Annotated in this window: 21 protein-coding genes; 13 read left to right on the forward strand and 8 right to left on the reverse strand. The window is 56.5% G+C overall.

Translation table 11 applies throughout. The features are described from left to right. Positions 1-46: 46 nt before the first annotated feature. Positions 47-715, forward strand: a complete 669-nt coding sequence (leuE, locus tag AC3CHX_RS09995; RefSeq protein WP_488643860.1) for a leucine efflux protein LeuE — start codon at positions 47-49, stop codon at positions 713-715. 82 nt (positions 716-797) lie between these two features. Here leuE and AC3CHX_RS10000 read toward each other — a convergent pair whose 3' ends face one another. The 5 genes from AC3CHX_RS10000 to AC3CHX_RS10020 form a co-directional block, all read right to left on the reverse strand. Beyond that, positions 798-1,121 carry a hypothetical protein gene (locus AC3CHX_RS10000; protein WP_488643861.1) on the reverse strand — a complete coding sequence of 108 codons (324 nt, stop codon included), beginning with the start codon at positions 1,119-1,121 and terminating at the stop codon, positions 798-800. A 309-nt stretch (positions 1,122-1,430) separates the two neighbouring features. After that, positions 1,431-2,774, reverse strand: a complete 1,344-nt coding sequence (locus tag AC3CHX_RS10005; protein ID WP_488643862.1) for an ATP-binding protein — start codon at positions 2,772-2,774, stop codon at positions 1,431-1,433. Continuing rightward, on the reverse strand, positions 2,750-3,412 hold the full coding sequence (locus AC3CHX_RS10010; protein WP_488643863.1) for a response regulator transcription factor: 663 nt from the start codon (positions 3,410-3,412) through the stop codon (positions 2,750-2,752). Before AC3CHX_RS10010 ends, AC3CHX_RS10005 begins: the two co-directional genes overlap by 25 nt. A 111-nt stretch (positions 3,413-3,523) precedes the next feature. Then, the gene (locus tag AC3CHX_RS10015) at positions 3,524-4,120 is read right to left on the reverse strand and encodes an undecaprenyl-diphosphatase (RefSeq protein ID WP_488643864.1); all 597 of its coding nucleotides are present in this window, start codon (positions 4,118-4,120) and stop codon (positions 3,524-3,526) included. Between the two features lie 162 nt (positions 4,121-4,282). Then, positions 4,283-4,912, reverse strand: a complete 630-nt coding sequence (locus AC3CHX_RS10020) for a LysE family translocator (protein WP_488643865.1) — start codon at positions 4,910-4,912, stop codon at positions 4,283-4,285. A 128-nt stretch (positions 4,913-5,040) separates the two neighbouring features. On the opposite strand from AC3CHX_RS10020, the gene AC3CHX_RS10025 reads away from it, so the two are divergent. Then, the gene (locus tag AC3CHX_RS10025) at positions 5,041-5,505 is read left to right on the forward strand and encodes an Lrp/AsnC family transcriptional regulator (RefSeq protein WP_488643866.1); all 465 of its coding nucleotides are present in this window, start codon (positions 5,041-5,043) and stop codon (positions 5,503-5,505) included. 14 nt (positions 5,506-5,519) lie between these two features. Here the strand turns inward: AC3CHX_RS10025 and AC3CHX_RS10030 are convergent, their stop codons facing one another. After that, positions 5,520-5,906 carry a hypothetical protein gene (locus AC3CHX_RS10030; protein ID WP_488643867.1) on the reverse strand — a complete coding sequence of 129 codons (387 nt, stop codon included), beginning with the start codon at positions 5,904-5,906 and terminating at the stop codon, positions 5,520-5,522. Between the two features lie 140 nt (positions 5,907-6,046). Here AC3CHX_RS10030 and wrbA point away from each other — a divergent pair, with 140 nt between their 5' ends. Further along, a complete protein-coding gene (gene wrbA / locus AC3CHX_RS10035) occupies positions 6,047-6,670 on the forward strand; it encodes an NAD(P)H:quinone oxidoreductase (RefSeq protein ID WP_488643868.1) in 624 nt (207 codons plus the stop codon). 209 nt (positions 6,671-6,879) lie between these two features. After that, positions 6,880-9,060 (forward strand): alkaline phosphatase family protein, encoded by a 2,181-nt coding sequence (locus AC3CHX_RS10040; RefSeq protein ID WP_488643869.1) that lies wholly within the window; start codon positions 6,880-6,882, stop codon positions 9,058-9,060. A gap of 19 nt (positions 9,061-9,079) precedes the next feature. Here the strand turns inward: AC3CHX_RS10040 and AC3CHX_RS10045 are convergent, their stop codons facing one another. Next, on the reverse strand, positions 9,080-9,973 hold the full coding sequence (locus tag AC3CHX_RS10045; protein WP_488643870.1) for a LysR family transcriptional regulator: 894 nt from the start codon (positions 9,971-9,973) through the stop codon (positions 9,080-9,082). A gap of 204 nt (positions 9,974-10,177) precedes the next feature. Here AC3CHX_RS10045 and AC3CHX_RS10050 point away from each other — a divergent pair, with 204 nt between their 5' ends. From AC3CHX_RS10050 to gcvA, 5 genes are all read left to right on the forward strand, one after another. Beyond that, on the forward strand, positions 10,178-11,227 hold the full coding sequence (locus AC3CHX_RS10050) for a 2-oxoadipate dioxygenase/decarboxylase family protein (RefSeq protein WP_488643871.1): 1,050 nt from the start codon (positions 10,178-10,180) through the stop codon (positions 11,225-11,227). A gap of 17 nt (positions 11,228-11,244) precedes the next feature. Beyond that, the gene (locus AC3CHX_RS10055) at positions 11,245-12,654 is read left to right on the forward strand and encodes an FAD-binding oxidoreductase (RefSeq protein WP_488643872.1); all 1,410 of its coding nucleotides are present in this window, start codon (positions 11,245-11,247) and stop codon (positions 12,652-12,654) included. Between the two features lie 141 nt (positions 12,655-12,795). Continuing rightward, positions 12,796-13,806 carry an STAS-like domain-containing protein gene (locus AC3CHX_RS10060; protein ID WP_488643873.1) on the forward strand — a complete coding sequence of 337 codons (1,011 nt, stop codon included), beginning with the start codon at positions 12,796-12,798 and terminating at the stop codon, positions 13,804-13,806. Between the two features lie 268 nt (positions 13,807-14,074). Further along, positions 14,075-14,278, forward strand: a complete 204-nt coding sequence (locus AC3CHX_RS10065) for a cold-shock protein (RefSeq protein ID WP_168057001.1) — start codon at positions 14,075-14,077, stop codon at positions 14,276-14,278. A 103-nt stretch (positions 14,279-14,381) separates the two neighbouring features. Then, a complete protein-coding gene (gene gcvA, locus AC3CHX_RS10070; RefSeq protein ID WP_488643874.1) occupies positions 14,382-15,266 on the forward strand; it encodes a transcriptional regulator GcvA in 885 nt (294 codons plus the stop codon). Positions 15,267-15,276: 10 nt separating this feature from the next. On the opposite strand, the gene AC3CHX_RS10075 is transcribed toward gcvA, so the two are convergent. After that, on the reverse strand, positions 15,277-16,329 hold the full coding sequence (locus tag AC3CHX_RS10075) for a helix-turn-helix domain-containing protein (protein ID WP_488643875.1): 1,053 nt from the start codon (positions 16,327-16,329) through the stop codon (positions 15,277-15,279). Between the two features lie 278 nt (positions 16,330-16,607). On the opposite strand from AC3CHX_RS10075, the gene AC3CHX_RS10080 reads away from it, so the two are divergent. The 4 genes from AC3CHX_RS10080 to AC3CHX_RS10095 all read left to right on the forward strand — a co-directional run bounded on the left by AC3CHX_RS10080 (position 16,608) and on the right by AC3CHX_RS10095 (position 21,425). Beyond that, a complete protein-coding gene (locus AC3CHX_RS10080; RefSeq protein ID WP_488643876.1) occupies positions 16,608-16,925 on the forward strand; it encodes a DUF779 domain-containing protein in 318 nt (105 codons plus the stop codon). Positions 16,926-17,093: 168 nt separating this feature from the next. After that, the gene (eat, locus tag AC3CHX_RS10085) at positions 17,094-18,455 is read left to right on the forward strand and encodes an ethanolamine permease (RefSeq protein WP_488644789.1); all 1,362 of its coding nucleotides are present in this window, start codon (positions 17,094-17,096) and stop codon (positions 18,453-18,455) included. 137 nt (positions 18,456-18,592) lie between these two features. Further along, positions 18,593-19,894, forward strand: coding sequence for an HAD family hydrolase (locus AC3CHX_RS10090; RefSeq protein WP_488643877.1), 1,302 nt, complete (start codon positions 18,593-18,595; stop codon positions 19,892-19,894). Positions 19,895-20,009: 115 nt separating this feature from the next. Beyond that, a complete protein-coding gene (locus tag AC3CHX_RS10095; RefSeq protein ID WP_488643878.1) occupies positions 20,010-21,425 on the forward strand; it encodes an ethanolamine ammonia-lyase subunit EutB in 1,416 nt (471 codons plus the stop codon). The last annotated feature ends 2 nt before the right edge of the window (positions 21,426-21,427 follow it).

Consider the following 21,427-nt stretch of genomic DNA (forward strand, 5'->3'; position numbering starts at 1 on the left):
CTGATGGCAGTCAGCTCCTGTTTTATCCAGCAACCCGGAGCAGGCTATGAACGCGCTGATGCACGCCACTTTTGGCATTACCGACTTCTGGACTTTTCTGGTAGGCACCATTTTTATCGTGTTGCTGCCGGGACCCAACTCGTTTTATGTGCTGAGCGTTGCGGCCCAGCGTGGCGTCCGGGAAGGCTATCGCGGTGCCTGCGGGGTATTTCTGGGCGACCTGATTTTGATGGTGTTGTCCGCCGGTGGGGTGGCGTCACTGCTGAAGGCCAGCCCAACGCTGTTTCATCTGGTGAAGTACATCGGTGCAGCCTATCTGGGCTGGATCGGCCTGCAAATGCTGCTCAAAGGCTGGCGCGCGCTCCGCGCTGGCGGCGCTGCCGCACCGGCCGCTGCCAGCGGGCAGCTACGCGTTGCCAAGCCATTCAACAGGGCGCTCGCCATCAGCCTGATGAACCCGAAGGCGATCCTGTTTTTTATTTCTTTCTTTATCCAGTTCGTCGATTCCCGCTTCGGCTCGCCGGTGCTGTCCTTCGCACTGCTGGGGCTGGTCTGCGAAGTGATTAGCTTCTTCTATCTGACTGCCATCATCTTTCTCGGCGTACGGTTGGCGGCAGAGTTTCAGCGGCGCCGGCGCCTGGCTGCCGGCATGTCCGGCGGTGTGGGCGTCGTGTTCATCGGTTTCGGTGCGAAGCTGGCCGCGGCCACGTTGTAATTATTCAGAAAAAGAAAGTCTTCGCTGTGGTCGACGGCGTTGTTTGCCGGATCTGCCGATTATCGCGGCAGGTGCCGGCTGGCTAAGCTGCAACGTTGGTTTGCCCGGAAATCATGGGCCGTAACTCGGAAATGTCTTGTTCGCTTTGCTGCGACCGGGTGACAGGCTCTGGTCCCGAACTGTGCAGCCTGGTGGCATAAAATTGCGGGTCTCTTAATGACGAGTACGTGGACGCGCTTTTAAGCTTGCCTTCCAGTCGTGCAATGCGGGTGTTGAGGAGATTTACCTGGGCCTGGACATGCTCCAGATCATTTTCTGCCGACAATAACTGTAATCGGGCGGCAGCCAGTTCATCATTAACGATAGAGAGAGGCGTGGGAGTAAACAAACGTTTGAGTATGTTCATACTTTCTCCTGTACGTGCGTCATGAAGCTCAGCGCTGATATTCAGGTAGAAAACGTCGGTTTCTACCGAGAACGTATGTTTGCCGAGGACTTCTATCTTCTTACTTATTCTCTGTTGTTCAGATAGCTGCGTTTCTATGGTAACAGCCAGATTTATTTCTGGGGAGGTGATTCGCCTCAACATGTTAACTTGAGGCTATTTTGCGACAAACTGGTGGGGGTAGATAGCGTCAGTTTTTCGGATTCTGCCACAGGAAGTGTTTTTTATGGTTCATGCCATTTTCCTTGAGCTCGTTAAATGAAATCTGTTTTAGACGGGCAGCCGAACAATGGCTTTCAATCCGAACGGCGCATGCGTGCCGGCATTCCGCAATTCGACCGTGCCGTGCAAGCGCAGGACGATGGATTTTACGATCGAAAGACCCAGCCCCGAGCCGTCATCGCCATTGCCGAGTATCCGGTAAAAAGGATCGAAAATGCGTTCACGTTCGGCTTCGGGAATACCCGGGCCGGTATCTTCGATTTCGATGGCGACGACGCCATTCAGCGTGCGCACGCGCACATCCACGCTACCGCCGCTCGGGGTATACCGGACGGCGTTATCGAGCAGGTTGCGTATCAGGGCGACGACATCCACTTCCGGTGCAAGCAATATGACATCGGTGTCGGCGTCCACGCCGATGTCGATTTTTTTCGCCTCCGCCAGCGGCAGCGTATCTTCCATAACGCGCCGGAGTATGGCTTGCAGCGACAGCGTCGTGGCCTGGGAGGCTCCCGTATTTTGCGAGCGGGCCAGCGTCAGCAATTGCTCCAGCAGCGTCTTCGTCCGTTTCAATCCCTGGCGCAGAGGAATCAGCCGCGCTTTGGATGTCGGCGACAGTTCGGTTGCGGCCAGGTTTTCCGCCTGTAGCGATAATGCGGTCAGTGGAGAGCGCAATTCGTGTGCAGCATCGGCAAGGAAGCGGCGCTGGGCATCCATCGCCTCTGCGACGCGCCGCAACAGGCGGTTGATCGATGCTATCAATGGCCGGATCTCATCCGGCACGTGCTGGTCGTCGAGTGGACGGATGTCTTGATCGTCACGATGATCAACCTCGTGGGAAAGTCTGGAAATCGGCCGCAACATGCTGCGCACCATGATACTGACCAGCCCGATCAGTAACGGAATCAGCACTATCAGCGGCATCACGGTTCTCAAGCCGCTATCGCGAGCGATTTCGTCACGTACCGCGGTTTGCTGGCCAACTACCAGGCGCTGGCCGGAGCGTATGGTGCGGATGTACAAGCGCCATGGGACCTGGTGCACCGTGACGGTTTGTATGCCATCCGGCAGATCGCCAGGCAACGCTAGCTGAGCGCCGGAGGCAGAGGATTGCACGCCTGCGTCACCCAGCGTTTGCACGATGACCTGGGACTCGTCATCCGAGATATGTCCTACGCTGTCAGGGGCCGGCGTGACCAGCGGCAGGTCGCGGCCATTCACCAGCGCGGCGACTTGCCGCAATTGATCGTCTTGCAGATCATTGGCTTCACGGAAGGCCGAAATAAATGAAAATACGCCAGCTGGAACCGCCATGACCAGAATGACCAGAGACAGCCATAGCGACAGGCGGAATTGCAGGGAACGGTTCAGTCTTGCTTTGAAACCATCCATCCCAGCCCCCTGACGTTTTTGATCGAGGTCGCGCCCAGCTTCTTGCGGATCGAGTGGATCAGGAATTCGACCGCGTTGCTTTCGACTTCTTCGTTCCAGCCGTAAATGCGATTTTCCAGCTCCTGGCGGGATAAAATCGCCCCCGGTCGCAATAGCAGCGCGTGCAGCAACGAAAACTCGCGTGCCGACAAGCGGGTAGCGGCACCTTCATAAGTGACTTCGCGCGTGCTTGGGTCCAGGAAAAGCGCGCCATTGCTCATTACCGGCGTGGCATTTCCGGCCTGACGACGTATCAATGCGCGCATCCGCGCCAGCAACTCACCCATTTCGAATGGCTTGACGACGTAATCGTCCGCGCCCAGATCCAGTCCGCGGATCCGGTCTTCGACTGCATCGCGGGCGGTGACGATCAGCACCGGCAACACGTTGCCTTGCTGACGCAGCAGGCGCAGGACTTCGAGACCGTCCAGATGCGGTAGCCCCAAGTCGAGCAGCATCAGATCGTAGGATGCGGTTTCCGCGGCGCTCAGCGCCGCATTGCCGTCGTGTGCCCAGTCGACCGCATAGCTGGCATCGCGTAAGGCCATTTGTACGGCTTCACCGATCATGCGATCGTCTTCAACCAGCAATACCCTCATTCCGTATCCTTTTTTGTATCCTGGGCCGCTTATCGTATTTCCGGCAGGTGGAATGCTACCGGAACTGCCGATAGCAGCACAACACCAATCGATAGCGACGGCGGCGATACGTCACTTCACTATCCAGCCGCGTCGGATAAGGGGCGCAAACAAGCAGCGATGGATAGCTGTGGCGCAAGGAAATGCCAACCCGATATACCATCTCGCAGTAGCAAGGCCGAGTCCTGCGCTGAGCGCGGCGACTGCGGCCGCACCCAGCATGTCGAGCGGAAAATGGACGCCGACGTAAATCCGCGCCCAGGCCACCGGCAAGCCCAGCAGGGCCAGCACCTGACCGAGCGCCCGCACACGCCGATGGAGCAGGAAGCTGAATGCCACCGCCCATAACAATGTCAGGTGATCGCTCGGGAACGATGAGTCGGCGACGTGCGGTACGAAGGTATGCCCGAGTCCCATCATGAAAGGCCTCGGATGTTGCCAGAACAAGCCGATCAATTGATTGAGCAACATGCCGATGCTGGCCGCTGCAGTCGCCTGCAGCATGAGCTTGCGGGTTTTCTCCGCGCCCGACAGCCAACCCAGCAGCACCGCCAGCGGGATCAGCCAGATCAGTTGTTCAGCACATACTTTGGCGATGGTGAGCAAGACCGGATCGGGATGCGCGGGGGCGTTGATGAGCAGAAATAGCGTTTGATTCAATTCTTCCATGGAACCTCAAGAAAATAATGGCTTGTGCGGCAAGGGATCAGGATGGATCCACTTTTTACATTCTGTTGGCACACAGCGTAATCACAAAGACTTAGCTGTTACTGAGGATGGCATGAATAGGGGGCAAGAAGGCGGCGCGGGGCGGCAGGTCAATACATTTGTCTAGTCGACCGACAGGCGCAAGGCAAAGCCCAGCAGCGCGGCCGAAAAGGTCCAGCGCTGCACTGTCTGCGCTAATGGATGCTGCGCGAGCCAGTTTGAAATACGCGAGGCGCCGATTGCATAAGCGGTATCAAAGATGCTGCCGGCAAGCACCAGGATGACGCCTAGTTCGACCATCTGGATAACGACCGACCCTTGCTTCGGTGTGATGAATTGCGGCAACAATACCGAACAAAACAGCAACGCTTTCGGATTCAACAGGTTGGTCAGCATGCCCTTCATAAAAAGCGGGAGCGCCGCACCGGCAAGGTCTTTTTCGGCGTCAGCCTGCTTAATCGCAAAAGCCGGCGACCGGAAAATCTGCAACGCCACGTATGCCAGATACAGCGCGCCCGCGTAGCGTACCGCGTTGTATAGCCAAGGCGAGTGTTGCAGCAGCGCCGCGATGCCGCAGGCGGAAAGCGTAACGTGGGCGCTACGTGCAATGGCGAGGCCGCCGCTTGCCGTCAGTCCCGCGCGCCAGCCGCTGCGCGCGCTGGTCGTCAGAATCAGGGCCATATCGGGTCCCGGTAACGCGTAAATGATGACTAATGCGCCGCAGAACGCAAATAATGAATCGATTGAGACCAATTGAAGCTCCTTTTTCAGGGCTCCATATTGCCGCAATGTGATGAGAGGATTTCGGCGAAATACCGCTTCATTATTGATTGAAATAGTGGAATACTCCAACAAATCAACTAACTTGATGGATTTTCCCTATGCATGATCTGGATAAGACCGATTTGGCGATACTTGCCGTGATTCAACGCGATGGACGCATCTCGAACGCAAAACTTGCCGAGAGCATAGGACTGAGCGAAACGCCGTGCGCGCGGCGGCTGAAACGCCTGGAAAACGAAGGATATATTGACTATTACCGTGGCGTTTTGTCGCGCAAAGCGACCGGCATCGGGGTCGTCGCGTTCGTTCAGGTGCGCTTCGCAGTCCACGACGTTGCAGTCTCAAGCAGATTCGAACGCGAGATTCAAGGCATGCCACGCATCATTTCGTGCCATAACGTTTCCGGCAGCGCGGACTATTTCCTGGAAGTGGTTGCGCGCGATATTACGGACTACGGCATTTTCATGACGGACGTGCTGCGCAGCTTGCCCGGCGTGACGTCAGTCGAATCGATGCTGTCGCTGCGCGAGATCAAAAGTTCGACCGGCTTCCCGTTGCTGTAGATTCTGAATAACCCTCAGGACGGGGTGATCGTGCACCAGAGGCAGTCCCTGCCTATCCATTGCAGCAACTGCAAAAGCATCGCGGTCGTATCGCTGAAGAGGAGCAATGCGAAACAGATTGCAAGCACGAAGGCGATGAACGCCAGGCTCCCTGAGAGCATGGCGATAGCATGGATATGCCGCTCCCAATAATCCTGGATACGATGATGTTTAAATAGGGTAAACATCGCACTGACTCCTTGATGAAAAGCAAAGAAATAAACTCCCGCCGGGAAAGCAAAAGTTGTCAGCCCGCCTTCGGCAAGGCCGATCAGCCCCATACCTATTCTTAAGCCATAACAGCCGTTAATGCAATCTTCGCCTGGCGCTTCAAAGAACTTGAAATAAGGTGTATTTTTCATGTTAGCGCCGACTTGATCTGCGGCACTCTACAGAGGCGGAACCTTGCGGAAGCAGGCGTCAAACCGACTTTTTTTGTCTTCGGTCCGCGGCAAACCGAGGATGTTCAAGCGTCATAATCGTCAATTACCAGGAGCGCAAGATGGCAACCAAGATCCAAGTTGTGTTTTACAGTATGTACGGTCACGTTTATAAAATGGCGGAAGCGATTGCGGCCGGCGCGAGGGAGGTGCCGGACGTTGACGTAACGCTCTATCAGGTGCAGGAACTGGTGCCTGACGATGTGCTGGAGAAGAGCGGGGCCAAGGCGGCGCGGGCTGCGTTTGCCCATATCCCGATTGCAAACACGGAGCAGCTGGCCGATGCCGATGCCATCATTTTCGGTACGCCTACCCGCTTCGGCAACATGTGCGCCCAGATGCGTAATTTCCTGGATCAGACCGGCGGCTTGTGGATGAGTGGCGGACTGGTTGGGAAAGTCGGCAGCGTATTCACCAGCACTGCCAGCCAGCACGGCGGGCAGGAAACCACCATCACCAGCTTCCACTCTACGCTGCTGCATCAAGGCATGGTGATTGTCGGCGTTCCCTATTCGGAGACGCGCTTGCTGAACATGGCTGAAATCAGCGGCGGAACGCCGTATGGCGCTTCAACATTGACCGGTGGCGACGGCGCCCGTCAACCCAGCGAAAACGAACTGGCCATCGCGCAGTTTCAGGGCCGGCATGTCGCGGAGATTGCCAAGCGGGTCGCAGCCGGGGGTTAGGCAGCGCACGCCGGCATCTTTACATCGGCAATCACAGTCCGCGATTCCGCTAACATTTTTAGCTAGCTGCGATCGTGGCACTGCTCAACAGCCAGGCGCGGCGTATGCATCCGCCATCGAAGAATGCAGCGCCGCGGCTTCTCCGGTGTAGAGTCATGCAGTGTAAAAAGAACAATCGCAAGCGGCCATGCCGAGGGAGAGGCGCAATCATGTATCAAATTTCTGTGGTCAATCGTTCCAATGCCATTTCAGATCGTGATCTTCACCGTGCGGTGCGCGCGATTAACCGCCAGATTTCCGAGGACTTCGAGCCGTACTGGGCCTTTGGCGGCAGGCTGCGGCTGGAGGGGCCTGCCGGACGTCATGCCGATTTGAAAAGTCTCAAAGAACTGCGCGGCGACGCCATTCTGTATATCCTGGATTCGACCCGCTCAAACGATGCCATCGGCTATCACGACCGCAATCTGAACGGCATTCCCTACGGCTTCGTGTTCCTGGATGTATGCAAGCAGCTGGGGGACGAATGGACCACAACACTCTCGCACGAGGCGCTCGAGCTGCTTGCGGATCCCTTATGCAACCTCCTGGTCAAAGGACCGCACCCGCAAATAGCAGGCCGTCGCGTCTATCACTATTTTGAAATGTGCGATGCAGTGCAAGCGCAGAGTTATGAAATCGATGGCGTGAGCGTTTCCAATTTCGTGTTGCCGGAATATTTTTCAGAGGGTGGCCAGCGTGGCGCCAGGCACGATTTCTGCGGTTCGAGCCTGGCCGCGTTCAGCGTCAATCCAGGCGGATACATTGGATTTTTCGATCCGGAGGAAGTCAAGGACGGAAAGTTCTTCGGCAACGATCCGATGGCAGCCCAGCGCGCCGAAATCAAAGACGATCTGAATACCGGGCGTGTTTATCGACGCGCAAGCGGTACGCCGACGCCGCGTCCGGCCCAGCGCCAGCTCCAGAATGCCACGCACCAGATGGCGTCGGGTGTGGTCGATGGCGATCCGATCAAGCATGTAGTCGTGCTGATGCTGGAAAACCGCTCGTTTGACCACATGCTGGGCGCGCTTCGTGCCTCCTTCAATGCCGACATCGAAGGTGTCGACCCAAACAGCGCCGGGGTGAATACCGACAGCCAGAGCCAGATCGCCTATCCGCAAAAAGATAATGCGGACGCAGTGGTGGGTCCACAGTTTAAGGTGCCCCACGAATTTGCCGACGTCGCCATTCAGATCAAGGGAAATATGGGAGGCTTCGTCAATTCCTATCGCGCCGCCAACCCGACAGCGTCCAGCGCTGATCTGGCGCAGGTAATGGCGTATTTTAAAGATGGCAGCCTGCCGGTGCTGCATACCCTGGCAAAAAATTTCCTGATCTGCGATCACTGGTTTTCATCCATGCCGGGACCAACCTGGCAAAACCGGCTGTTCGTGCATAGCGGCACCAGTCTTGGCGACGTCCTGATGCCTGAGGCAAAAGATCCGGCCTCCATGCGTGAAATCTGGGGGCGCTACACACAAGCGACTATCTATAACCGCCTTGATGACGCAAACAAGTCATGGAAAATCTACCATGATGGTTTTCCGCAGTCGGTCATCCTGGATAAACTCAAGTGGAAGCTTTTGACCGGTGCGTATGCTTCCATGACGGAATTCGCGCGCGATGCCGGGCAAGGGGGCGATTTTCCTGAATATGCCTTCATCGAAGCGCGCTACTTCGATGGCGTCAATGGGCCTGAAAATGACCAGCATCCACCAGCCGGCGTGACGGAAGGCGAACGTTTGATTGCGACGATCTATAACACCATCCGCGCCAACGATGCTTTGTGGAAATCGACATTGCTGATTATTACGTACGACGAACACGGCGGATTTTACGATCATGTAACACCGCCGCCGACCGTGGCGCCGGATGAGAATACCGCCAATTTCGCTTTCACCCAGCTCGGCGTGCGCGTCCCGGCAATACTGGTGTCGCCGTATGTCCGGCAAGGCGTTGACCACACGCTGTATGACCACACCAGCATATTGCGCTATCTATGCGAAAAATGGGACATGCCACACCTCTGCCGACGTACCGAACCCGCGCCCGGCATCAATGCGATTGCGAGTTTTGCACACGCAATATCGTTGTCGTCGCCGCGCAATGACACGCCCGGCTCAATCGCTGTTCCCGCTGAAAGTGCAACCGTGCCGGCGGATACCCCGCTAGACAATAATCAGGAGTCATTAGTGGCGTACGGCGAGATGCTGATGGCGGACGACCAGTCGGTCAACCGCGGCGCAGCTGCTGTTGCTGCTGCGGCACGTGGGGGCGGGACAGCGCAGGAGCGCGCGAAACGTCTGGAAAGATGGATGATGAGCGCAAAGAAGCAAGGCAAACAAGAGTAGGGTGCCGATTCTCCGGCGACTATCCCTGCGCCGCCTCCGCCAGCAACCATTGTTTAAAGGAGATCAGTCCAGGTATGGTCGACTTGCGCTTGGGATGGATCAGATAGTAGGCGCCATCGGAATTTTTTTCTTCGGGAAATAATTTGATCAGGGAGCGCTGCTGTATCTCGTCGGCGACAAACATCAGTGGCAATAGTGCAATGCCGAGCCCGGCTTTGGCGGCTTCTGCCGCCATCGAAAACAAATCAAAGCGATGGCCGGGCAGGATAGGCGGCACCACCATGCCGTGTTGCTCCAGCCAATGCGGCCACGCATGCGGTCGTGAAGTCTGATGCAGCAAGGTAAAGTTTTCGAGATCCGCTTGCCGCCTGGGACGACCATGGCGCTTGATGAAGGCGGGACTGCATACCGGCACCTGCTCTTCTTCGGTAATCAGGTAATGCTCGCAATGGCGCCAGTCGGGCGAGCCGAACACGATGCCCGCATCCACGCCGCTCCCGCCGAATTCAAAGTGGTCAAGCTCGATGCTCAGATTGACGGTCAAATCCGGATAGGTTTCGTACAATTTCGGCAATCTTGGCATCAGCCATTTGGTCGCAAAGGTTGGCAGCACCGCCAGATTCAGCACGCCGCCGCCATGTCGCGACGCCAATACTTCCAGCATTACCCCTTCCAGTTCGTCCAGGCAGGGCGGCATGCGCGCCCATAGAAGTTCCGCAACGGCAGTGCGTCTCAAGCCCGTAGCATGGCGCTCAAACAAGGGCTGCTTGAAAAACGTCTCGAGGACCTGGATTTTTTTACTCACGGCGCTTTGCGTAAGCGCCATTTCATTGGCGGCCGCGCTGATGCTTTGCAGTCGATAGACCGTCTCGAACGCGAGGAGAGCGGGCAATGGCGGGAAGTTTCGTCTCATGAATAAGGCTGGCGCTATGGCAACAAGGCATCATTATGCCGCCGATTTGACCAAAACAAGGTATTCGAAAAGGGAATACCCCAACAATAACTATTCGCTTGTACGGTGTTTCCGCGCTAACGATAATCAAGCGCAACAGGTATCGATACACCCACGAAACGGGTTGCGGAGCCTTTCACGAATACAAAACACACGAAGACACACATGACTACTCTCGAATATTTACTGACCGCGTATCTGGGGATGGCGGAGAGCCAACGTATGCTCCGTCTGATGCACATTCCAGCACAATTCAGCGACGGCTCCGGGCGCGCTGCGGCGCTCGTTCCCGCCCCCACTCTTGCTGCGCGTGCCGAAATAGCGTTTGCCATGAACGTCGTTCTGTTCCGCGATCTGCTCGATCGGGTGCCGGAAGGCAAGGCCTATACCGAAGATGCGCGGGCAATCGGCCGGCCGGTTTTTTTCGATCATGGCGCTGTGCGCACTGTCGGCTCGGAACAATCCGGCCGGATACCTTCCGGAGAGTCGGCTATTACGCGATTTTTGCTACCGCTCGGTTATCGTCTCAACGAAACGTATCCGCTGCCGCGTCTCAGAATGACCGGGCGCGCCTATATCCATGCGGATATGCCGCTTGAGATGCCGCAGTTTTTCGTGAGCGAATTACATGTCGATCAGTTTTCACCCGGCTTCCAGGACGCCGCTGCACGGGTTGTCGAGAACTCGACAGACCCGCTCTGCGCTGCCGACCTGGCCGCGCTGAAGGAACTGGAACAAGCCGGCGCGTTGCCGGTGCGGGAAGCGCTATCTTTACTACAGTCGCTGGTACGCTGTTTTGCGTGCCAGCATGAGGTGCCTGCGCTTTCCGACTATGAAATCCTGCTGCAGGAATCGCAGGAAATGGCATGGATTGCAACCGAAGGCAATGCATTCAACCATGTGACCGATCGGGTCCCGGATCTGGCGGCGCTGGCGGCCGAACAACAAAAGCTCGGCCGCTCGATCAAGCCAAAAATCGAGGTCGCGGCGCGCGGCACAATGCGCCAAACCGCGTATCGCGCCGCTGAAGTTGAACGTGTGTTTCGCACGCCGGGCGGGTGTGTGGTGCGCCGCGTTCCCGGCTCCTTTTACGAATTCATCTCCCGAGATTTCACTCTTACTGCGCATGGCGATAGCACCCTGGACCTGGGATTCGACAGCGGCAATGCAACCGCCATTTTCAAGATGACGGCGACAGACAAGGCGGCCGCCTGAAGCGCGGCGATATTCCCATGCACCCAACACTCATCGCGTCTCTTACCGAGATACTCGGATCCGCAGGTTTGCTACAGGAAAAAAATGACTGCGCGCCCTATGAACTGGGAGCGCGCTATGGACTGGGGCGGGCGCAGGCAGTGCTGCGTCCCCGCAGCGTAACGCAGGCTGAGGCGGTGCTGGCGGCGCTCCATGCGCATGGCGCTGCTTTTGTCCTGCAAGGCGCGAATACCGGGCTGGTCGCGGCTGCTACACCCGACGCCAGCGGCGAACAGTTCGTACTGAGTCTGGACCGGCTCAAGGAAACCATTCAGATCGATCCGGTGGAACGGACCGCCACGGTGAGCGCGGGCGTTCGTCTGTCGGAACTCAACGACGCCGCTGAAAAATTCGGTTTGTGTTTTCCGATTGATCTCAGTGCCGACCCGAGTATTGGCGGCATGATTGCCGCCAATACCGGCGGTGCGCGCCTGATCAAGTATGGCGATGTAAGGGCTAATTTGTGTGCGCTAGAGGCCTGGTTGCCGTCCGGCGGAGGCGCGCTGCTGACGTTCGGCAGCCCATTGCGAAAGAACAATACAGGGGTCGAATTCAAACATTTGCTATGCGGCACCGGCGGCGCATTTGGCGTGATTCTGCGGGCGACGTTGCGTCTGCACCCGCAACCTGCGCAACGGGTGACCGCGCTGGCAGTGCCGGCCTCGTCGGCATCGGTGGTGCCATTGCTGGCAGCGCTGGAGCGCGCTGTGCCGGAATTCATCGCTTCGATAGAAGGCATGTCGGACTGCGCGATGCAAGCCGTATTTCGTCACCAGCCGTCGGTGAGGAATCCCTTTGCGGATGGCGTGCTCCCGCCTTACGCCTTGTTAATCGAACTCGTTACCAATTTGCCGCCGGACAAATTGCCGCTCGAAACCCTGCTGCAAGAGACCCTGGCCGAAACGTTCGAGGCCGGGTTGATAGCGGATGCGATATTTGGCGACCAGGAAATGCTATGGCGTATTCGCCACGGCATCAGCGAGGCCTTGCGCAATGAGGGGAAAGTCATCGCCTTTGACATTTGCCTGCCAAGGCGTCATTGGTCCGCGTTCCGCTGCTGGGGCGAGGCGTGGCTGACGGAGAACTTCCCGGGCATTCGCATTTGTGACTTTGGCCATGTGGCCGATGGCGGCTTGCATTACAACCTGGTGGGGCCCAAAGATGGACCACAGGCGCTCAGTCCCGATCAGATTCAGGAATTGCGCGACGTCTTGCTGGATGTCGTCGTGGAAAGATTCTCCGGCAGTTATAGCGCAGAACACGGTATTGGCCCCTACAACCGCGCATATTATGAAAAATATACGCCGCAGCCTGTCCGGCACCTGGCCGGTTCGCTGGAGCGATTGATGATGCCGGAGATGTTATGCGGCAACGTTCACTTTCAATAAGCTTTGATGATTGAGGCCGTAAGATCGTGAACAAATGGCATGGACGCCGCCTAAGGTGCAAAAATAGAATGGTAAAGGGTTGCTTTACAATTATCGCTCCATGCCTTTACAATTATCCTATTCAAATAGGGTGATTCTCCAATGCAAAACGTACAAAAAATCGCATCAATTGGTCGCCTCATTCATGAGAGTGGCAGTAATGTCGCGGTTCGTCTTGCAGAGCAAGAGGGAATTTCCAGGCAGGCTGCGAGTGCGCGATTGGCACAAATGCGTGACGCTGGTTTAATTTCATCCGGAGGAATAGGGCGCGGTACAAAGTATGCCTTACTGGATACGGCCAAGGTCGTGAAGGATTACAAGAAGGAAGGACTATCGGAGGATGATGTCTGGCGCGAACTAGGCGCTCCCGCAACAAAGGATTTTCCCGAGAATGTCCGCGGAATCTGGCACCACGGCATGACTGAGATGATTAACAATGCAATTGACCATTCTGGATCAGATACCGTCCAGATCGGCTTGACCAGGAACGCACTTTTTACCAGGGGATATGTATCGGACAGTGGCGAGGGTATTTTCTTAAAGATCCAGCATGCTCTGAAACTATACGATCCGAGGGAGTCGATTCTGGAACTGGCAAAAGGAAAATTCACTACCGATCCGGCTAATCATTCTGGTGAGGGCATATTTTTCTCGTCCAAGATGTTTGACCACTTTTCCATACAGTCTGGGGCATTATATTTTTTACATGACTCCGATGAGCCTGATGTTTTGTTTGAGCGACCAAAAAACAAGCAAGGAACGTTGGTTGTCATGCAGTTGGATAACGATAGCACTCGCACAACAAAGGAAGTGTTTGATCGTTTCGCGCTTCCCGAAGAATTTTCGTTCGCTAAAACCATTGTTCCGGTGAAGTTGGCTCAGTACGAAGGAGAAAAATTGGTTTCTCGATCACAGGCCAAGAGACTGACCCGAAGATTTGAGCGGTTTCATACTGTAATTCTCGACTTTTCGGGGGTCGACGAAATAGGCCAGGGGTTTGCAGATGAGGTATTCAGAGTATTTAAGGCTGCGCATCCAGGAATCGAAATGACTCCTATCCGGGCTTCAGACGCTGTACGGGCGATGATAACGCGGGTGCAAAACGCCTTCTAACTGCAAAGTGAAATGGCGAAGCGTTTGGACAGGCCTTTGTGGCTCCGACCACTACGCCATTGTTGTAGCCAATTCGTGCGGTGCCAGGAGCCCCTTTTGACGCAACATTACTTGACTTTCAAAATTTTTACGAAAACAATGGATTACTATTGGTAAGTATTTCGTTTGATACTTGTTAATACAAGGGGAGCAGCTGAGGTGGGGGTGGCGTACGCGCGGACTCGCGCTTTTGCAGCTCGTATGGTGTGTAATCTTTGAAAGATGCATTATGGCAACAGGTACCGTCAAGTGGTTCAACGACTCCAAAGGCTTTGGCTTTATCACCCCGGATGACGGCGGTGAAGATTTGTTCGCACACTTCTCTGCGATCCAAATGGGCGGCTTCAAGACCCTCAAAGAAGGGCAAAAAGTCACGTTCGATGTCACGCAAGGCCCCAAAGGCAAGCAAGCTTCTAACATTCAAAATCCCTAATGTCACTTAGGGGTAAAGTCTAGATGCCACCATGTTTGTCCAGGCTCACAGCCCAGCAGGGTTCGTGAGCCTTTTTCATGCGTCCATAACGATTGCGTAAAACATGCGAAGATTTATCCCCTCCACGTCCTGCCTGATCGCCTTTGACACGGCGGCGCGTCATCTGTCGTTTACCAAGGCGGCGCATGAGCTGCACATGACGCAGGGCGCGGTTAGCCGTCAACTGGCGACGCTGGAAACCTATCTCGGCGTCAAGCTGTTCGAACGGGTGAACCACAGGCTGATCCTGACCGAAGCCGGGCGCGAATATGCGATACAGATAGCGGCAACCCTGAAACAGGTCGAAATAGCGACCTTTCAGGTCATGGCCTACAAGAATTCCGCCGGCATGTTCAACCTGGCAACCCTGCCGACCTTCGGCATCAAATGGCTGATCCCCCGGTTGCCGAAATTTACCGCCGCGTATCCGGATGTGATCCCCAATCTGAGCACGGAAGTGCTGCCGTTTGACTTCAACACCCGGCAGGTCGACGCCGCAATCCATTTCGGTGAACCCGACTGGCCCGGCGCGGTGATGGTCCGCCTGATAGGCGAAGAAGTGGTGCCGGTATGCAGCCCGGCCATGAGCAAGGAGGTCCGCAGCATTGAGGATATGACGCGCATGACGCTGCTGCAGCACACGACCCGGCCGCTAGCCTGGCAGGACTGGTTCCAGCATGCCGGCGTGGACTGTCCGAACGCATTGTCCGGCCCGCGCTTCGAGCAATTGTTGATGGTGATCCAGGCCGCCGTCGCGGGTTTGGGCATTGCCCTCATGCCGAAGTTTCTGGTCGAGGTGGAGATCGGCTCGGGGCAGTTGTATGTGCCGTTTCCACTCGCTGTCAAAAGCCCGCAATCCTATTACCTGACTTATCCCGAAAAAAACGCCAGCAAACCCGCTGTGATCAAGTTCCGCGACTGGATTCTGAGCGAGTTGCAGGACAGCTGAACTAAACTATTTATCTTTGCGCAACGTGACAGACTTGGGTATTAAGAGTGCGCTGTCGCAACGATTCGGATGGACTCTGCCCAAATAATTTCCGGTAGTCACTGGAAAACTGGCTGAAATGCCAAAATCCCCAATCTGCAGCAACATCCCGCACCGTCCGACTGCCGGACAAATCTTCCCGCAGGTGCCGGCGTGCGCCGTTGAGACGGATGATGCGCAGATACTGTATCGGACTGATACCCAGCACGTCTTCGAAACAATATTGCAGGGTGCGGCGACTGACGTGCAGGCGTCCGCACAGTTCTGGCACAGTAATCACCTGATCGCGGTGCGCCAGGACATAATCGCGCGCCTGCGCAACGATGCGCTGGCGTCGCATGAAGCTGTTGCTGACGGCACTGTCTACCTCGCTGGTATCCAGCATGGACAGCATCGCCATCATCACGGCTTGCTGTGGAAATTCAAGGCTGGCGGCCGGATTGCACTCACTGAACACAACATCTGCCGAGAGCAGACATGCCAGCGTCTGCAGGCAGGCTGTCTTTGCCGGCTCCGCTACATGCAAGACTTCGGCACTTGCCAGTTGTGACCAATCAATCCGGCAGCCCATCTGGTCGGCGGCCCACAACAAGGCATTGCGCTGGATAACAATCCCGTAGATGGCGTAATCGGCCGGCGTCACCAGCTCAAACTCGCAATTGCCCGGCCGCACCATGATCGCGTCCGCGTCGCCCAAGCGCCCATTGATACGCCCATTGATGCGTCCGCTATCCGCATGCCCTTGCAGACCGAACCAGAACGCGTCTGGCCAGACACAGCAGGATTGGCGTACAGCCTGGCTGGTTTGCTCAAGAAATACCTGCATCTGCGGCATTTGCAATTCGGCCAGAACGCCATGAAATTGCCCCGGCGTAATCTGATCGTAACTCTGCTCCCATGCGGTCAAATTGCATGCATGGTCATCGGCATCATATGCTTCGACTGTTCGAATGTGGTGCAAGCTGTTCAGAAATGGCACAGCCTCGACGGCGACCTTGCGCTGCGGATTCGATGTAATCGACATCTTGCACTTTCTTCCAATAGTTAACTTGCGACGAATTACATACCCTGTTCCGGCCTACTTTACCCATACCTTGCATGCATTCCAAAGGTCATGGTGAAACTTTGCCGAAATTCGATAACGCCAGAAAACAGGGCTTGCTATAGTCAAAATCAAGCAAAAGCCATACCCGTCAATCGACTCTGGCGCATGAATAGTCGCAGGCAGGATCTGAAGTGACTCATCAGGCGCCCGCGTAAATTCCCTGGCGCGCCTGAGGTTTTTTGATAGAGGGTAATTCCATGCAACATCTTATTTCGCGCGTTTGGGCCAGTGAGGCGGTGCTGGAACTGATCCGGACGCTGCGCGAAAAGCACGGTCCTCTGATCTTCTTTCAGTCCGGTGGCTGTTGCGACGGCAGTGCACCGACGTTCTTTCCGGTCTATGACTTCAATCACAGTGAGACGGACATTTATCTGGGTAATCTGGATGGCGTGCCGTTCTATATGGGATCGGAATATGAATACTGCAAGCATACGCAGCTCATCCTCGATGTGGTGCGTGGCATGGTTTCGGATGAGGAAAGCACTATCGCATCGTACCCAGGAGGTCATCCCTAAACTTTGCCGAAATTCGATAACGCCGGAAAATCGGGATTGTTATAGTAAAGCCAGCGCAATTGCCATGCCAGCCGATTGGCCGTTATGTGGCCGATTTTAAAACTACTACAGGCATCAGAGACCAGGAGAATACAGGTGAATCCAAATACGCACTTGCACGGTGGACATATGCTCAAGCCGGTACTCAGCACCCTGCAACTATGGGGCATTGCAGTCGGCCTGGTTATTTCCGGAGAATACTTCGGCTGGAGCTACGGCTGGGCTTCCGCCGGCACGCTCGGCTTCACGATAACATCGATTTTCATTGCCGCGATGTATGCCACGTTCATCTTCAGCTTCACCGAACTGACTACCTCGATTCCGCACGCAGGCGGACCGTTCGCCTACAGCAAGCGCGCTTTCGGCGAGACCGGCGGCTATCTGGCGGGCGCCGCCACCCTGATTGAATTCGTGTTCGCGCCGCCCGCCATCGCACTGGCGATCGGCGCCTACCTGAATGTGCAATTCCCGTCGCTCGATCCCAAGACGGCCGCCCTGGGCGCCTATATCGTGTTCATGGCGCTGAATATCGTCGGGGTCCAGATTGCCGCCACTTTCGAGCTGGTGGTGACGCTGTTCGCCATTTTCGAGTTGCTGGTGTTCATGGGAGTGGTTTCTCCCGGCTTCTCAATGGCAAACTTCGTCAAGGGCGGCTGGTCCGGTCATGACAGTTTCAGCCTGGCATCGATTCCCGGCATGTTTGCGGCGATTCCGTTTGCGATCTGGTTCTTCCTCGCGATCGAAGGCGTCGCAATGGCGGCAGAAGAAGCCAAAGATCCGAAACGCTCGATCCCGATCGCCTACATTACCGGCATCCTGACACTGGTGGTGCTGGCCATCGGCGTTATGGTATTTGCCGGCGGCGCTGGTGACTGGACCAAACTGGCCAACATCAACGACCCGTTGCCGCAAGCGATGAAACTGATTGTCGGCGAACACAGCGGCTGGCTGCACATGCTGGTCTGGCTCGGTCTGTTCGGTCTGATCGCATCCTTCCATGGCATCATCCTCGGCTATTCGCGCCAAATTTTCGCGCTGTCGCGGGAAGCTTACCTGCCGTCGTATTTCGCCAAGGTGCATCCGCGTTTCAAGACTCCGCATCGCGCCATTCTGGCGGGCGGCGCAATTGGCATAGCAGCCATTTACAGCGATGAACTGATCAAGATCGGCGGCCAGACCCTGACCGCCAATATCGTCACCATGTCGGTGTTCGGCGCAATCCTGATGTACATCATCAGCATGCTGAGTCTGTTCCAGTTGCGTCGCAAAGAGCCGAACATGGTGCGCCCGTTCCGTGCACCGTTCTTCCCGGTCTTTCCCGCCTTTGCCCTGCTCGGCGCTTGTGTCTGCATGGCCACGATGATCTATTACAATTTCTTGATTTTCGGCATTTTCGTGGCTTTCCTGGCACTTGGTTACGGTTACTTCCTGTTGACCGGCCACCATCGCGACAACGCGGTCGCTGCCGTAGAGGAGTGGGTCGGAAGCTGATCCGGGAACCTGCCGGACTCAGGGGGAATCGGCTACAAAATACCCTGCGTCCGACAGCTTCCTGGCATCAGCCAGATACGCTACGCTCGCTTGCATCACAGTTTTGTTGGGCCACCTATTAGTCTGGAATACACATCATGAAAAAAATGACACAGGGAGTAGAGCGCAGAGGTTTTTTGGGTGGCTTGCTGACGACCGCAGCCGGTGCGGCATTGGCCGGCGTGTCCGTGATCGGCCATGCGGCTGCGGCGAAGAACACTGGCGTTGGTCTGGACCGCGCCAAATGGTCGCCGCGCAACCGGCAACTGATAGCGGACCTGATCGCTAGCCACGGCAGCACCGCGCCCGGTTATATGGCCGGCCGTCGTCCTTATGCGGTATTCGACTGGGACAACACCAGCATCATGAACGACTGTGAAGAAGCGCTGCTGATGTATCAGATCAATACGCTGTCATTCAAGCTGACCCCGGCCGAGTTCAGCGCGATCATCCGCCAGAATGTTCCGTCCGGGCCGTTCACGGCCGATTTCAAGAATGCGACCGGCACCGTTGTTGAGCTGGAATCAATCTGCTCAGATCTCGATGCCGATTACGCCTTCCTGCATGCCAGCTACAAGGGGTTCGCGGGCAGCAAAACGCTAGAAGAAATCAGCGCCACGGTCCAGTTTCTGGATTTTCGCGCCAAACTGTATTACCTGTATGAAGCAGTCAACGAAACGCACGGTGTTAATGTCGGCTATCCGTGGGTGATTTATTTCTTCGCCAACATGAGCGTCGCCGAGGTGAGCGCATTGGCCGAAGCGTCGAATGATGCGGCACTGGGCGCAGCGCTGACCAAAACCAAATACACCAGCCCCACTGCGCAACCTGGCAAAGCCGGTGTGGTCAGCGTCACGCATTTTCACGGCATTCGCCTGTGCGCCGAAATCGGCGATCTGATGGATACCTTCCGCGATCACGGCATCGATGTCTATGTCAGCTCCGCATCGCTGGAAGACGTGGTCTCCGTCTTCGCCAACCATCCGAAATACGGCTACAACGTGGCGCGTCAAAATATCCTGGGCCTGCGCCTGGAGCGCGATGGTGGTATCTTCAAGAATGCCTACCTGAAAGGCTGGCCGCTAAACTGGGGACCGGGCAAAACGGAAGTGATCAAACGCGAACTGTCCGGCAAAAAAGGCTATGGCCCGATTTTCGTCGCTGGCGACAGCGACGGCGATTACGATATGTTGTGTGACTTCCCGGATACCAGGCTAGGAATGATCGTCAATCGGATGAAAAAAGGCAAGATCGGCGATCTGTCCAAGCTGGCTGCCGAGAAATTACAGGACCCGCACCCGCGTTTCCTGTTGCAGGGACGGCAGGAATCGACCGGCAACTGGCTGCCGGTCGAAACCAGCATCAAATACGGCAAGTCGGAGCCGCTATTGACCGCATGAACAGCGCCGCCGTCAGGGTTCGTCGGCCGCAGGCTGCCGACGAAAGCCACAGACTGAAGTTGATGGAGGGCCGCTGATGCAGCGTTCCGAAGCACTCTCAACGGATTCCCTCATCATGACCAATACAAGTACCGTGCATACACATCAGTACAACCACACCGTCGGCAGCAAGACTTACGGCTTTCGCGACCTGAAGGATCTGATGGCCAAGGCCACGCCGGCGCGTTCCGGCGACATGCTGGCGGGCGTTGCCGCGCACAGTGCGGAGCAGCGCGCAGTGGCACAAATGGCGCTGGCTGAGTTGCCGCTCGCCACCTTCCTCAATGAAGCGCTGATCCCCTACGAAGACGACGAGATCACGCGCCTGATCATCGACAGTCACGATGCCGCCGCCTTTGCGCCGGTCAGCCACCTGACGGTCGGCGACTTCCGCAACTGGCTGCTGGGCGACGCGGTGGACAGTGCCGCGCTGGCTGCACTGGCGCCAGGCATAACACCGGAGATGGCGGCCGCCGTGTCCAAGATCATGCGCAACCAGGATCTGATTCTGGTGGCACAGAAGTGCCGGGTGGTGACCGCCTTTCGCAACACGATCGGGCTGCCGGGCCGCATGTCGACCCGCCTGCAGCCGAACCATCCGACCGACGACGCCAGCGGCATCGCCGCCAGCCTGCTCGATGGCTTGCTGTATGGCAGCGGCGATGCGGTGTTCGGCATCAATCCGGCCACCGACAATGTGCCGCAAGTCATCAAACTGGTGACGATGATGCATGACATCATCGCCCAATACGATATTCCGACCCAGTCCTGCGTGCTGACCCACGTCACCAACACCATCGAAGCGATCAATCGTGGTGCGCCGGTGGACCTGGTGTTCCAGTCGATCGGCGGCACCGAGGCCACCAACCGCAGCTTCGGCGTTAGCCTGGACCTGCTGGGCGAGGCGCGCAGCGCAGCATTGTCGCTGAAACGCGGCGCTGTCGGCGATAACGTGATGTATTTTGAGACCGGCCAGGGCAGCGCGCTGTCGGCCAATGCGCATCACGGTGTCGATCAGCAGACCTGCGAAACCCGTGCCTACGCGGTGGCGCGCCGGTTCAAGCCGCTGCTGGTGAATACCGTGGTTGGTTTCATCGGCCCCGAATACCTGTACGACGGCAAGCAGATTATTCGCGCCGGTCTGGAAGACCACTTCTGCGCCAAGCTGCTCGGCTTGCCGATGGGCTGCGACGTCTGTTACACCAACCATGCCGAAGCCGACCAGAACGACATGGACGTGCTGTTAACCCTGCTCGGGGTGGCCGGCTGTACTTTTGTGATGGGGATTCCCGGCTCTGACGACATCATGCTGAATTACCAGACGACCTCCTTCCACGATGCGTTGTATGTGCGCCGCACACTGGGCTTGCGCCCGGCGCCGGAGTTTGAAGCGTGGTTGCACAAGATGCAGATATTCAGTGCCGATGAGCAGTTCCGGCTCAGCGACGCGCTGCCGCCAGCATTCCGGCAAGCTTTGTTGCGCCTGTCTTGAGA

The sequence above is a fragment of the Glaciimonas sp. OK215 genome, assembly GCF_057787885.1.